Annotated in this window: 14 protein-coding genes; 4 read left to right on the top strand and 10 right to left on the bottom strand. The window is 57.2% G+C overall.

All coding sequences use genetic code 11. The annotated features are described in order from the left end of the window. Positions 1-112 precede the first annotated feature (112 nt). Positions 113-550 carry a GNAT family N-acetyltransferase gene (locus G438_RS0106470; protein ID WP_026460615.1) on the top strand — a complete coding sequence of 146 codons (438 nt, stop codon included), beginning with the start codon at positions 113-115 and terminating at the stop codon, positions 548-550. Between the two features lie 182 nt (positions 551-732). Here the strand turns inward: G438_RS0106470 and G438_RS0106465 are convergent, their stop codons facing one another. The 5 genes from G438_RS0106465 to G438_RS12655 form a co-directional block, all read right to left on the bottom strand. Then, positions 733-1,113: a VOC family protein gene (locus G438_RS0106465; protein ID WP_034285515.1), complete on the bottom strand. Its 381-nt coding sequence runs from the start codon at positions 1,111-1,113 to the stop codon at positions 733-735. Positions 1,114-1,194: 81 nt separating this feature from the next. Continuing rightward, positions 1,195-2,067 (bottom strand): metallophosphoesterase, encoded by an 873-nt coding sequence (locus tag G438_RS0106460; RefSeq protein ID WP_205618419.1) that lies wholly within the window; start codon positions 2,065-2,067, stop codon positions 1,195-1,197. 267 nt (positions 2,068-2,334) lie between these two features. Further along, the gene (locus G438_RS11215; RefSeq protein WP_034285512.1) at positions 2,335-3,210 is read right to left on the bottom strand and encodes an SIR2 family NAD-dependent protein deacylase; all 876 of its coding nucleotides are present in this window, start codon (positions 3,208-3,210) and stop codon (positions 2,335-2,337) included. Next, positions 3,179-3,586, bottom strand: a complete 408-nt coding sequence (locus tag G438_RS12660) for a macro domain-containing protein (protein ID WP_240471016.1) — start codon at positions 3,584-3,586, stop codon at positions 3,179-3,181. The genes G438_RS11215 and G438_RS12660 overlap by 32 nt, the downstream gene beginning before the upstream one ends. A gap of 32 nt (positions 3,587-3,618) precedes the next feature. Then, positions 3,619-3,978, bottom strand: a complete 360-nt coding sequence (locus G438_RS12655; RefSeq protein ID WP_240471008.1) for a macro domain-containing protein — start codon at positions 3,976-3,978, stop codon at positions 3,619-3,621. 253 nt (positions 3,979-4,231) lie between these two features. Between G438_RS12655 and G438_RS0106445 the strand changes: the two genes are divergently transcribed. Then, positions 4,232-4,621: a winged helix-turn-helix transcriptional regulator gene (locus tag G438_RS0106445; protein WP_026460612.1), complete on the top strand. Its 390-nt coding sequence runs from the start codon at positions 4,232-4,234 to the stop codon at positions 4,619-4,621. 191 nt (positions 4,622-4,812) lie between these two features. Here G438_RS0106445 and G438_RS11205 read toward each other — a convergent pair whose 3' ends face one another. Genes G438_RS11205 through G438_RS0106430 form a run of 3 tightly spaced genes read right to left on the bottom strand, consistent with a single transcriptional unit; the run spans position 4,813 to position 6,970 of the window. Then, positions 4,813-5,280, bottom strand: a complete 468-nt coding sequence (locus tag G438_RS11205) for a tetratricopeptide repeat protein (RefSeq protein ID WP_051259375.1) — start codon at positions 5,278-5,280, stop codon at positions 4,813-4,815. A gap of 49 nt (positions 5,281-5,329) precedes the next feature. Further along, a complete protein-coding gene (locus tag G438_RS0106435; RefSeq protein ID WP_026460611.1) occupies positions 5,330-6,271 on the bottom strand; it encodes a cation diffusion facilitator family transporter in 942 nt (313 codons plus the stop codon). Positions 6,272-6,322: 51 nt separating this feature from the next. Then, complete coding sequence (locus tag G438_RS0106430; protein WP_026460610.1) at positions 6,323-6,970, bottom strand: endonuclease III domain-containing protein; 648 nt, start codon at positions 6,968-6,970, stop codon at positions 6,323-6,325. Positions 6,971-7,215: 245 nt separating this feature from the next. Here G438_RS0106430 and G438_RS11200 point away from each other — a divergent pair, with 245 nt between their 5' ends. Together G438_RS11200 and G438_RS11195 are read left to right on the top strand one after the other, a co-directional pair. After that, positions 7,216-11,358 carry a prevent-host-death family protein gene (locus G438_RS11200; protein WP_084403166.1) on the top strand — a complete coding sequence of 1,381 codons (4,143 nt, stop codon included), beginning with the start codon at positions 7,216-7,218 and terminating at the stop codon, positions 11,356-11,358. 3 nt (positions 11,359-11,361) lie between these two features. Beyond that, a complete protein-coding gene (locus G438_RS11195) occupies positions 11,362-11,682 on the top strand; it encodes a hypothetical protein (protein WP_034285509.1) in 321 nt (106 codons plus the stop codon). Positions 11,683-11,703: 21 nt separating this feature from the next. Here G438_RS11195 and disA read toward each other — a convergent pair whose 3' ends face one another. Further along, positions 11,704-12,774, bottom strand: coding sequence for a DNA integrity scanning diadenylate cyclase DisA (gene disA, locus G438_RS0106410; RefSeq protein WP_026460609.1), 1,071 nt, complete (start codon positions 12,772-12,774; stop codon positions 11,704-11,706). 35 nt (positions 12,775-12,809) lie between these two features. Next, positions 12,810-14,186, bottom strand: coding sequence for a DNA repair protein RadA (radA, locus tag G438_RS0106405; RefSeq protein ID WP_026460608.1), 1,377 nt, complete (start codon positions 14,184-14,186; stop codon positions 12,810-12,812). Between the last annotated feature and the right edge of the window lie 157 nt (positions 14,187-14,343).

Here is a 14,343-nt window from a genome sequence, read left to right as displayed (position 1 = left end):
TTCGCCTCACACCCCTCTAGCGCAGGTTGTGAGTAATCTTCGTTCAGGACAAGGGTAACGTCACCATTAGTGGTGTTTTCCGGTACGGTTGAGCCAAAATGAGGAGCGCGTTATGCAGATCAGACCAATGACTATTGCCGACTATGACGCGGTCTATTCACTGTGGATGTCGTGCAGCGGTATGGGTCTCAATGATCTTGACGATTCCCGCCAGGGGATTAGCGCATTTCTTTCCCGCAACCCCACCACATGCTTCGTTGCCGAAACGGATGAACTCATCGGTGTGATTATGGCTGGGCATGACGGACGTCGCGGCTACATTTACCACACGGCAGTTCACCCTCAATGTCGCGGTCAACAAATTGGGCGCGCACTGGTGGACGCGTCGCTAAAAGCTCTTGAAGAACAAGGAATTGCAAAAGTTGCCCTTGTAGTCTTTGATCGCAACACCTCAGGTAACGCATTTTGGGAGCAACTTGGCTTCACGGTGCGTGATGATCTGGTGTACCGAAACAAAGCATTGACGGAGATTGTCCGTATCGACACGTAGAACAGGTCGCTCATGAGGGGCGCAATCGTGGGCATCTCGCGATGGGCGCAACCAACGCCCACTGCGGACAGCAAAGCGCCCACTTGGGAGGGCGGGTGCGTACCTTGGCCCACCTTGGAAGAAGGCCAAGCGTTCGCCTCGGGAGGACCTTCGCCTACCTCGGGAGGGCGAGGAAGGCCCCGTCAGCCCTTCGGAATCACAAGCAAATTAAAATGATGGCCGTCCAAGTCGGTAAAGCCTGCGCCGAACATGCCATTGAACTCCATCGGGGGAGCAGTGACAGTCCCGCCAGCCTCCTCGACCCTAGCGATGACCTCAGCCACTTCATCGCGCGTTTCCACCCCGATGCTGATCAATACTTCAGTGCGCGTGTTTTCGTAGGGAACAGGGAGGAACTGCTCTAAGGCTTCGTGTGGGAACAACATAATGTAGCTGCCGTCCGGCAACGTCACGCGCCGCATCGCTTGGGGCATATGTGAATCTTGTTCGAAACCAATCGCAGTGAAGAAAGCGGCCGATTTTTCAAGGTCAGCAACGCCGATATTAAACCAGAGTGAATGCATCACTCATTCCTACCAGACTTTCCAGGCGCAAGCTAGACCAAGGTGCGCAAGCGACATGAAGCAGCCGTCCCGTCAGAGACATCAACCTCTTTGACGCAGCGTCACCACGACCAGTTCAGGACGGTTATTGAAACGGACTGGGAAGATACTGTTGCCAATACCGCGGCTCACCACCATTGTCGTATTTTTCTTCGTATATGTACCCGCGTCGAAACGAGGAAAAAATCCCTGATCAGGCGCTACCAGGCCACCTATGAATGGCAGGCGAATCTGCCCACCGTGCGCATGACCCGCAAACACCAGATTTACGCCAGCATCCGCATAGGTCCGCAGGTGCTCGGGTCGGTGCGATAAAAGCACACTGTAGCGTGCCGTGGCCTTCGCCTCGGCAATTTCCGAGGCGACAATATCGCTTGCCGACGCACCTGTCCTGCCGCTCATATCGGGGTCGTCAATACCAAGCACATCAATGGCATGGTCGGCGCGCGTCAGCGTGACGTGCTCATTGCGCAGCACATGCACACCTAAGCCGCGAAGTTGCCGTTCAAGGTCGGTGTACTGTGCGCCGAGCCTGGCCTCATGGTTCCCTGTGACGTAGTAACACGGGGCAATGCGGCAGGCGCGGCTGACGAAGTCAACGGCCACCGCAATATTTGTGCGGTTGGAATCGACTAGGTCGCCAGTAAAGGCAATAATGTCTGGCCGAGCCTGACGGAGTAAGTCCAGCAGCATCGAATGGTGAGTAGCGACGGTCGTGTTGTGAAAATCGGAAACCTGGGCGATGGTGTAGCCATCGAAACCTGCTGGCAGATGCGCGGAGGTCACCTCAATGCGGGTAGCGTCGACGGTGAGGTTTTCCCATGTGGTCCACGCAGTCAGCGCGACTAAGACTGCGCAGATAATGGTAAGTATTTTGCCTCGCCTATTCACGCGCTTTTTGACGTATCGACTCACTGGACCATTGTGACAAAGGCGTGGCTCAGCGTCATCTCGGGTGCAGTGTACGAGTGGCCTACAGCACCAAAGCCGACGGGTATGCGTCGCGGACGTCTTCCGCAGGACTGCCGCGACGTGGGCAAAGGATCCGGCCTACGCCAGGATTTGCGCACGCCACACCAGGGTCTGCACGCTCTCCACTAGGTCTTGCACACGGTACGCCTGGACCTGCGGCAATCTCACCCGGGTGTGCGCTCTGCTCCTACCGCCAACGGGGGTGGCGCCTCAGGCAGCACCACCCTGCATCAGGATTTGCAAGCCGTGGCGAATATCCATGGGCAGTGCTCGGCCTTGTTTGGAAAGCTGGCTTGGTAGCGCTGCATCCAAACTAATCGAGGCGTAACGTGCCTGCGGGTTGGAGGCGGTGAGCTTCCAGAATGGGTACTTGATGATGCCAGGCGTATTTGCGCCTACTCCAAGTTCGAGGAGGAAAATCTTGCCGTGGCCGTGCGCCTGGACAAAGGCGCTGTAGCGTTCAGCTGCCGCATACCACCCGGCGTCTTGCACGAAACGTCCATCAGCACGAAGGTTAGTGTCCATCGCTTCACCGCAGCGTGGACAAGTGGGCAGCAACTCGCTGGGGATCCGTCGGTTTTTCTGCTGTGACACCATTGCTTGTATCTGCTCGGCGTTGTCGTAGGTGGTGTCGTGGCATGGTGTTGCACATTGGAATAGCCCGTAGTCGCCCTGCGTGTAGAACAGGCGGTGTTTATCAAAGCCTGCGCGTTGAAAACAGTGGTCAACATTCGTGGTGAGAACAAAATACTCTTTGCTTTCAACCATGCGTAGGAGATCCGCGTAGGTCTGCCCAGGTTGGCGATCGTAACGGTTGTGGTAGATATAGCGACTCCAATACCCCCATTTTTCTTCAGGGGTACTGAAAGGATAAAAGCCTGCGCTGTAGGCATCGGTGAATCCGTACACGCCAACAAAATCTGCGAAATGCGTGGCAAACCACTTCCCTGAATACTCGAATCCGTCAGCGGCCGACAAACCTGCGCCAGCACCGATGAGCACAGCGTCGGCTTGCTCTAATTGCTCGCGTACCCAGGCCAGATCTGCGCGGCTCTTAGAGTCCAAGGTGTTGTGCGTAAAGGACATAGTCACGCTCCGTAAAGACGTTAAAGACAATCGAAAAATCTGTGTCGGTTGGGAGGGAAGCCAGGAAATGCTGTGCCTGCTTGATGGCGATAGCGCTGGCCGCCTCTTGTGGGAATCCAAAGACTCCCGTGGAAATACAGCACAATGCGATGGAACGCAGGTTGGTATTGTGCGCTGCCTGCAAACATGAGCGATACGAGGTGGCGAGCAGTTCTCGTTGCTCAGGCGACGGTTCGACGCCTCCGACGATAGGTCCGACCGTGTGGATCACGTACTTCGCAGGTAGGTTAAAGCCGGGTGTAACAAGGGCCTTTCCGGTCGGTTCCACATATGTGGGACCCTTCGCTCTCATGTAGTCGGCGCAGGCCGCCCGCAGTTGGAGTCCCGCGGCAGAATGTATCGCGTTGTCTATGCAGTGGTGTCCCGGGCAAAACAGCCAAGCATCTGCTGGTTAGCAGCGTTGACAATGGCGTCAACGGCCAGGCGTGTAATGTCGCCGCGCCACAGGCGCAAGCGGTGATCCACTGGACTGGGCGTAGTTTCTTCGATGGTGACAACGCCTTTGCGTTGTGCCTGCGTCTGAAGCCATGCGTCCTGTTGTTCGTAGAACGTTGGAGGTAACGGGCGTGTGTCCCACTGATTCATTAGCGCGCGAAAGATCGTCGCTAGGTCACCCTCAGGTGCCGTGCGGATATCAATGTCTGCAGGCAACGAATTGCCCGCAAGCATTTCGATGAGAAAGGCAAGGTGGTGATTGTCTGCGGTCAATGCTGTGCCTTTCGTGCTAGCAGTTCGTTATCTGCAAGGTCGGTGTCTCGCCCGCACCCTTTATGCCCATTTAAAGCCCGATAGATACCATAGTATCTTTAGGTAATTAGGAACCAAATGGTAACTAGGTGTTAATGTGGTGTCCATGGATGACCTGTGCGTCTTGGTGGACGCGCCTGACGATCTGCCGACCACTAGCCACACATCGCCAGAGTATCCGCATATACACGTACCCACACACAAAGGAGTCTTAATGCCGACCCGTATTTTGGAAGTCACCCAATGGGACCCCTATAACCGTGACTGCCCTACCCGCCGACTGCTTGACCGGATCGGGGACCGTTGGACGGTACTCGTCATCGGGTCACTAGAGGAAGGCCCACGACGTTTCGGCGAATTAAAGAAAGCCGTCGACGGCATCTCTCAAAAGATGCTCACCCAAACACTGCGTGGCCTCGAAGAAGATGGCCTAGTCACACGTACAGTGACACCGCAGATCCCTCCTCGCGTTGACTATGAACTCACCGAACTCGGGCGCACGTTGATCGAACCGCTCGCGGGCCTAGAATCGTGGGCACGCACCCACATGCAAGAGGTCCTTCAAGCGCGAGAAGCAGCTGCGCGCACCCCCAATTCCAATTGACGAGGCATTGCTCGGGTACGCAAGGCACGTGCCGATTCGCCCGGGTACGCAAGGTGCGTGGGTTCCCCGCACTTCAATTTGCCCGCGATGGCGCTCTACGCCCGGGTACCTAAAGCGCGTAGAGCGCGTGTCGCTTCGCCTGGATGCGCAACGCGCACGAAACTTTGACGGGTCCGTTATTGATGAACCCCTTAGTTTCGCCTTTTACGCACCTGCGGGTGCTCAGCATTTTGCTTAAAAGTGTGGGCATAGGTATTAGCAACGCTATCGCGCCGTCGAATAATGGCCAGGCACGAATCGCGGAACTGAACAGCCACCTCGTCTGTAGGGTCAAGTTCAAGTGCGGCCTGGAAAGCAGCAAGGGCCTCATCGTCTCGATCCAGATAGTACAACGCGTATCCGGTGCGGAAATGCCACAGTGGGTCAGTCTTCCCCTCATCGGCCACCGACGCAAGCAGCTCAAGTGCCTTGCCTAACAGCTGCGAGAAATTCGATGCCCCTGGCTGCGCAAGGTTGTTATAGGCGCGAGCTAAAAGGCACGTCAGTGCATATCCCCGCTCTGCCGACGAAACTGTCTCAATGGCCTCGACAATTCGTTCATGCTCATTGGCGTCATGCCACGCATTAACGCACGCAATAAGATCATCACTTCCCGACATTGGACCTCCATCACCGCCCACGAACTGTAATCGCTGACTAACGTCAATGTTAAGGGTGTTTCATGCTAGAAGGTTCCGATTGACTCAGTGCTTCAGTTTCAATTTGGAATGTCGAATGCTGCACGGATACTTCAAAATGCTCTGCGACACAACGCCGCACCTTCATCAGCACAACGGCGGCATTGCCGTCAGTAAAACACTCATCGTCCACCACAATATGCGCCGAAATGGTTGGCAAGCCTGTGGCAACCGTTGAGGCATGGAGATCGTGAACCTCCCTCACATGGTCAACACTCAAAATATGGCGTCGCACCGCGTCCAAATCAAGACCAGCGGGTGTGAACTCCATCAGCACAGCCGTTGTTTCTCGCATGAGTCGTGCAGCGCGCGGCACAATCAACGCAGCAATAAAAAGGCCAGCAATCGCGTCCGCCTGCTGAAAACCTGTGGTCGAGATGACGATGGCCGCCACAATCACACCCACTGACCCCAACGCGTCATTGAGTACTTCCAAAAAGGCTGCCCGCATATTGAAATTTGCCGCGCGCTGTGATGAAAGAACAACGACAGCAGCACCATTTGCTACAAGACCAACAACGCCGAATACCAACAGTTCAAGCGAGGGAACCTCAGGTGGCGCAAATAGGCGCTGAATACCTTCAAATGCCGCATAAAGGCCGACCGCCAAAAGCAGCGTCGACTGCCCAAATGCGGCAAGTACCTCGATACGACGAAAACCCCATGTGCGTCGCGGCGTCGCCGGGCGCACCATCATCGTTGCGGCAATTACCGCCACAAGTAACCCGGACGCGTCAGTAAGCGCATGGGCTGTATCCGTCAACAATGCAAGACTGCCCGTCAGCACAGCGCCCACCGCTTGGGCAATAACAATGGTCAAGGTCAACGCAAAAGCCACCCATAAACGTCCACGATGGTCACCTGAACCTATCCCGTGGTTGTGTCCGTGTCCATGGTCGTGCGCTGCGCCCACCACATCACCTCCACCTGCAAATAGCCCGGTCGCCTCCACTGTAGGCGGCCCTTACGGGCGTTGAAAAGAGGTGCCTTCCTGCAGCAATGGGAACGCCACCTGCCACCCTCCTAAAGTACGTGCCACCTTACCGGCCTCGACAATCAGACCATGAAAATGCCCCGCCTCGTCAGCAGAAAAACCCGCTTCGTGAAACTGGGTATCCAAGCTACGGCGCGCGGCCTCGTAAGTGCGATACGCCCCCATATTCGCGGCCTCCAACAGGCGCCGTGCATATAGGTCATAGATGAACACAGGTCTGCGATACACATACAGCACAATATCGTCAGCTGTTTCAGGACCAACGCCGACAAGAGCAAGCAGATGTTGACGCAGACTGTCGGTGCTCAATTGTGCGGCCGCATCACCGTTGGCGATATACCACGCCGATAAACTCTGCAAATACGCTGATTTAGCGCGGAAAAAACCTGCAGGGCGAATAAGGGACTCAAGATGGGCCTTGTCGCAATGTGCCAATGCCTGCGCATGCAGCATATTGGCGTCACGCAAATTGTCTAACGCTAAACACACATTCGTCCACGACGTATTTTGTGTGAGCACTGCCCCAACCATCACCTCAAAATCAGTCTGCGCCGGCCACCATCGTCCAGCGTCAACACGTGAGGCAAGTAGGTCAAATAGCGCACGAAAGGTGGTCACAGGAACAGTCTAGGCAGTGCTTCGTCAATAAGGTGCCACAAGCGAAGAAAGTGCACTGCAGGGACGAGGCGCCGCAGCGCGGACACTGCAGGGACGAAGCGCCATAGCACAAAGCCAAGCAAGGCACGAAAACAAGCCCCTCCAAGTGTGCAAAACACCCCGCCCCAGGTGTGTGCAGACTCAAAATATGAACCTTTACGGCGCTTCTGGCTGCCAACGTCGCATGAGCAAACTACCGTTGAGGAGTGGCCACATTCTTTACGCGTCCCTTCAACGCCAACAGTCGAAGCGCCGACACTGGAGCTAGCGAAACTCCACAAGAGTCATCACTAGCAGCCTTTGACGCTGCCCTGGACACTTGGCATGCGCACCTTACTCGCATCACCTCCACCGAGGACGACAAAGACACGCCACGGCTTCAACTCACCGCCCCCCACCCAGGGGGACTTGCACAACTCTACGCCGAACACACCACCCGCCTATCGAACCTTGTACGCGAACCCGTCGCCCAGGCCTCGGCAATGTCGAAAGCGAAAGCCATCGCCGCACGCAGCGCTGAACTGACCCGATACCACGGCGTTGGACCCATCCACCTTGCCATCGGACGCGCCACGTGGACCACCGCAGACGAAACCGTGTCCTCGCCCGCCTTGCTGCGGCCCCTTCACGTTGAACGCAGCGAAGGCGACATCCTCCTCACCCTCACTTCCGGTGCGCAGCTTGCCCCCGAATTTGCCACCGCCCTGGCACGAGCAGGAGTGAGTATTGACCTTGATGCGCTTCTGCGAGGCGCCACCACCGTCCACGGATTTTCCTCCTCCCGCCTCATCGCAGGCCTTAAAGAAGCCGCACGCGACCTTGAACATTTCGAACTCAAAGACGAACTCGCCTTCGGCATATACGAACACCCCGCATCGCACCTGCTACGCGAACTCGACCGCAAAGACATCCTGAGCCGATCCACCTTCATTCGGGCACTCGCAGGCGAAAGCACCCACATTGCCGACCTCCAGCAGGACCTGCCCAAACCTAACCCTCGCGACCGCGACCCATGGAAGGAACTGGGCGTCGGAGACCTCACGCCACGCCAGCACGATGCCATTGAAGCTATCGCCGCAGGTCGTTCCCTGGTCATTGACTTGCCTGACGGTGCTGATGACACCACACTGACCAGCGCTATACTTGCCGACGCTGCCTCCGTGGGACGCACCACCGTTCACATTTGCGGAAACCCGCAACGCAGCAGCCGTGTCCACACGCGACTTGTCGACCTTGGCCTCGAAGAAATCGTCGCCCCCATTGATGGTAGCGCCACCAGCACGCAGCTGCTAAGGGACCGCCTGCACGCAGCAATGACTGATACCTCACCGGCAGCAGACAGCACCGATATTGACAATATGCGCAGTCGGCTTACCGAAATCCGGGCAGCCCTTAACGCCCACACCACCCAACTGCACAAACCATTCAAAGCCTTCGGTATCAGCGCATTCGATGCCCTGCAAGTCCTCACCGACCTGACAGCAGCGAACCCGAAGCCGCGAACAAAGGTGCGTCTCCGGGAAGATATCCTTCTCGATATCGCCTCCGACCGAGGCAAACGCGCCCGTGATCTGCTGCACCGTGCAAGCCAACTCGGAATCTTCTCACGGACATCAGAACACGCCGCATGGCAAGGTATTGTCATTAACTCTGGCGAACAAGTCAGTGACATCCTTGAACGCGTCTCACGTCTGGCACGCGAACACCTGCCGGTGCTGCGCGTCAATATGACGACCCTTGCCGCCGAAACAGGGATACGTCCCGCACTGAACCTGCGGCAATGGGAAGCACAACTGTCCATGTTTGAAGGCGTAAGAGACGTCCTCGACACCTTCCTGCCACGTATCTTCGAACGTTCAGCAGCAGATATGGTATTCGCCACCGCCCCAGCGACATGGCGCCGCGAACACGGCATCACGATGTCGCGCTCCCAGCGGGTGCGCCTAGTGAAACAAGCGAAAGATCTTGTCCGCCCGGGCGTCCACGTGAAAGATCTCCACCGAGAACTGCTGGTCGTTCAGGAACGCCGTGATATTTGGCGGCAGCACTGCGACGCTGACGGATGGCCAACCCTGCCCCAGCACCTTGACGAAGCCATCGCGCTCACGCGCGCGGTGTGCGACGACATTGACCGTCTTGCGCCCGTATTTGCTACCTCGCATCGAGACCTGTCGCGCATGCCAATCGCCGACTTGGCGCACCTTTTTGACCGCCTCGAAGCAGACCCGCAAGGCGCAAAAGAACTTCCCAAGCGTGTCGCAGTTCTGAAAGCACTTGCGGCCATTGGCCTCGATAGCCTCACACAGGATTTCCGTAAACGACATATTCCTGAAGAGCTCATTGATCCTGAGCTCGATTTAGCCTGGTGGGCGTCCGTTCTTGCGCTGATGATCGCCAGCGAACCGAGCCTAGGTGGTTTCGACCCTGTCCACCTAGAACAGCGCCTCGCGGAAGGGCGCCGCCTAGACCAACAACAGGTGGACACACTGGCACCCCAGGTTCTCACACAACTGCGTCGCCGCAGGCGGAGCATCCTCGCTTCCGAAGTAGACGACGTTGCTCAACTACAGACAGCACTCAGTACCTCCACCCGCGCGGTGGAACTGTACGCAAAATACCCCATGACGCGCGCCATGGTGCCGATTGTACTGACTGTGCCCAGCCTTGTCCCGTGGATACTGCCAGCCCAACAACGCGTTGACCTGCTAGTACTTGATGACGTTGATAACCTGTCGCTAGCCGAACTTGTCCCCATAATTGCCCGCGCCAACCAAGTGGTGCTGCTCGCTGACCTCGACGGCGCCAGTAGCGACGGAAGCGTTGTGGCATTGACGAAGATCTTGCCGCAGATGCGTATGGAAGTGGCACCGCGTCGCCTCAATGACCAGGTGGCTCTGCTCCTGGCTCGGCATGGTGTGGGTTTCCTGGGGGTGCCGGTGCCGTGGACATCTGTGGGTGCGCCTATCAGTGCCACGTGGGTTAACGGCAACGGGATGCCCGCCCTCAACACCGCGGCAGTGGAATCAACCGAGCAGGAAATCGCCGCAGTTATCGAGGCGGTTCTTGCGCACGCCATCGAATTCCCTGACCGCAGCCTGGCCGTAGTTGCCCTCAATGCGCGCCACCGCTCACGTATCGAGGCTGAACTTAACCGCGCACTCGCGCGAGAGCATGGCGTCGCCTCGTTCTTCAACCCCGACGCCCCAGAACCCTTTGTTGTTGTGGACCCCGATGGTGCACGAGGTATCAGCCGTGATCATGTCATCATGACCGTCGGCTACGCCAAGACGCCACACGGACGCGTCATCCACGACTTCGGTGTGCTCTCCACCCGTGACGGCGTGGCGTATATGGTGGCTGCCTTAGCGACGGTCCGCGGTGAAATGACGCTGATCTCAAGCCTGCGCGCTGACGACATTGATCGTGGGCGCGTACACGCCCAAGGCGCACAGATGATGATTGACCTGCTTGAAATAGCTGAAGGACAGTCAGGTCTGGGTTCCGACTCGTGGCCAACACTTCAAGCTGCACCTGACCGGTTGCTCCTGGACCTTGCCGAGCGCCTGTACAGCAAAGGCTTAGAAGTTGTCCCCAATGTGGGAATCCCCGGCGGTATGCGTATTCCACTCGCAATCGGCCATCCCGAGATACCTGGGCGTCTGCTTTTAGCGGTTCTCACCGACGACGAAAGTTACGTTGCCCAGCCGTCACAGCGAATGCGTGACCGGGTGCTGCCTGCCCTTTTGGAAGCCCAAGGGTGGAAGGTCTACACCGCCCTGTCCATGCCGGTCTTCATTGACCCCGCTAAAGTTGCTGAGACGATCGTTCAACTGGTCCTTGACGCCGTGGATGAGGCCACGGGACATCAACAGGTTGAAATTGTGGTGCCGCATGTGGATATGGCTGACGACCTTGACGAGACCTTGCCTGTTGAGTTGGATCTGGTCATCGACAACGATGATACGCATGTGCGTGAGGAACATGCTTCTGCGGCGCCCGCCCAATCGAATGGCGCCGCATCGGACGACGATGAATCGAGTAGTGTGCCTGCTCGTGGGCCACGTCCTGCGGTTGCGCGAGGCCTCCCGCTGGCTGCCTATGGTGACGATCAGCTTGATGAACTTGCCCTGTGGATTCGTTCTGACAGGGTGGAGCGTAGCCAGGCAGAGCTTGTTGAACTATTACGTGACGCCCTTGGCTTGCAACGTCGAGGCGCCCAATCGGACGCTGTGCTTGGCAACGTCATTCGACGCACGGCAGGACAGGTCGATGCGGTCACATCAATAAGTACCGCCTCCGATGCGTCTGCGCCTTCGGCGCAGTTTGACGCGCGTGATACCAAGGAATAGACAATGGGCCAAGAGATTGACGGTGAGTCAACGCCTGCGCCACGACGGCGACGCGCCACCTCCATTAGCGCGGTCGATCAACATCTGATTGATCAAGGCCTGCCACCGTCATGGGAAGAATCCGAAGGCGCCGCTGTGATAGCAGCGCGGGCTGCACGAAAAAGCACCGATAGAGCCAGCAGGGCAGTCAGCCACGGACAAGGACACGGTGGCCGTAGACAAGGCGGCGCCAAGCAGAACAAAGACTTGGCAGACACAACGGGTGGCAACGACGACCGACTACTGTCAGAGGTGCCACCGCACTGGCACAGCGGCCTCGATTAGCAACTGCGGTGCACCCGCGCACTACCAGCCGACGATACCCGTCGACGCCATTGCGTACTGATTTTCCAAAGACTCCTGAATGAGTTTGGCACGGTACGGGCCGATACCTTCAATTGCCTGCAGTTCATCAACCGAGGCATCGCGCAACTCCGACAGGGTGGACCAGTGGGACGAGACCTCTTTGATGACTGCCCACGGCAGGCGTGGCACCAACGAGAGGGCACGAATACCGCGCGGCAATATTGTCCGATCTAAATCGGCGACATCGAATACGCCAAGACCCACCACGTTAGCAATCGCAGCCAAATCGACCAGTTTGTCGCCTGTCAGCGAAGATAACCGTTCTTCGACGCTGCCCAAAGCATTGGGATCACGAACATAGTCACGTAACACTAGGGCCCGCTCCGAGGCCGAGCCACGCACGAGGTCGTCAAGTTGCAGTGCCAACAGACGCCCAGAAGACCCTAGTTCTTCAAGGTATCCGTTGATTTCGGTGGTGATGCGACGAATCATTTCCATCCGTTGTAGCACGGTTGTCACATCACGGATTGTGGCGGCGTCACGCATTTCCAACACGGTAAGTGTTTGCAAGACTTCGTCAAGACGTTGCGTATAACGGTCAAGCGTATCGACCGCCAGGTTTGCGCGGGACAATAATGCGTCAGGTTCTTCGACCAAATAATGCTCATTCCCCACGTAAATGGAAATCATGCGCATCGACGCTGAGAGTGACAAAACCGGCAGATGGATTTGCTTCGCGGTGCGCTGCGCTGTGCGGTGCCGCATCCCCGATTCCACTGTCGTAATATCAGGATCAGGGATGAGCTGCACATTCGCTTTACGAATGCGCCAATGATCAACGTCGATCACCACTGCGCCATCCATTTTGCATAACTCGCGCAGACGAGAAGGTGTGAACTCTACATCCAGGTCAATGCCACCCGAACAGATTGCTTCGACATCCTCGTTATAGCCAAGAACGATGAGAGCACCCGTATGGGAGCGCTGAATACGTTCCAAACCTTCACGCAAAGCCGTCCCTGGTGCTACTTCTTGAATCGCACGTCGCAACATTGTCGCCTCAGTGGTCATGAACCCACCTTTCCGATGCTTTGCATACCACGATCCTACGGCAGAGCGACCGTAACTGCGGTACGCAAGTCCGAGACTGTGAACACGTCCATACCTTCGGCTGCCTTCACATCCTGGCTGCCGTGGCTCGGAATGATCGCCCGCGTAAAACCTAAGCGCGCCGCCTCCTGCAAACGTTGAGTCATCCCCGTACAGGCACGCACCTCACCCGTAAGCCCCACTTCGCCGATGATCACCTGATGGGGGTGCGGCGCTACGCCTCGTAACGCAGAAACGGCAGCGACCGCTGTGGCCAGATCCGCTGCAGGTTCTGACGTGCGAGCACCACCCACCGTCGACATGTAGACATCAAGGGATGACGTGTCAGCGCCGAGGCGCGCCTGCAGTACGGCCAAGACCATCACCACCCGGGAATAATCCAGGCCAGAGGTGGTCCTACGTGGCGCACCGCCAGAACTTGGGGCAACGAGGGCTTGGACCTCAGTGGGAATGGGACGGCGCCCCTCCAACGACACTGTGACACAGGACCCCACCATAGATGGCTGCCCATGGGAAAGAAACAGCCCCGAAGGGTCAGGAAGCCCACGTATTCCCGTGTCGGTGAGCTCGAAACACCCCACTTCGTCAGTGGGACCGTAACGATTTTTTACCGATCGCAGCAGCCGTAGACGCGAATGACGATCGCCCTCAAACTGACAGACCACATCTACCAGATGCTCCAAAACACGCGGCCCTGCAATTCCGCCGTCTTTTGTCACGTGCCCCACCAAGAGGATCGGCATATCGCGGGTTTTTGCGATGCGAATCAAAGCCGAGGCCACGGCCCTCACCTGCGTTGTTCCCCCAGCACCCCCGTCAACACCGGGCGCGTGAATGGTCTGAACTGAGTCAACAATAAGGAGCGATGGCTGACAAGATTCAACATGCCCAAGGATAGTCGGTAAGTCATTGTCGTCAGACAGAAGTAAATCCTGGTCAAGGGCTCCGATACGTTCGCCACGTAAACGCACCTGCGAGGCAGATTCTTCGCCGGTGATGTAAAGAACGGGACCACGTCCGTCACGGCGACTACCAGAAGCTATACGCGACGCGATATCAAGGAGCAACGTTGACTTGCCTACGCCAGGTTCGCCAGCCAGCAGGATCACCGAGCCACGTACAATACCGCCGCCAAGTACACGATCAACCTCACCATCCCCCGTGGGGAGTGCTGCTGCATGACGGGCGTCGATAGTACCTATTGGAACGGCAGGGTGTGCTGGTGTGCGAGACGTAGGGATCGTTGGCTGAAGGGAGGGACTGTCTGATTCTTCGACAGTGCCCCAGCCCATACATTCGCGGCACTGGCCGACCCACTTGGGTGAGGTCCAGCCACAGTCAGCGCAGCGAAATAACGTCTTGTCTTTTGCCATGTCTTCACCATAAAGGAAGGCACTCACAGCTGCGGTGCGCGGTCGGAGCTGAGATATCACAGGCGTTGTCGCGTCGACCATCAGGCACGCATGGTCGTGGCAGTCCGCTATTCACGCGGCAATCCCAGCGTCGCGTTGACGCAGAAACGGTTATCAC

Source organism: Schaalia suimastitidis DSM 15538 (assembly GCF_000429105.1).
GTDB lineage: Bacteria > Actinomycetota > Actinomycetes > Actinomycetales > Actinomycetaceae > Pauljensenia > Pauljensenia suimastitidis.
This window is presented reverse-complemented; position numbering and strand designations above follow the sequence as displayed.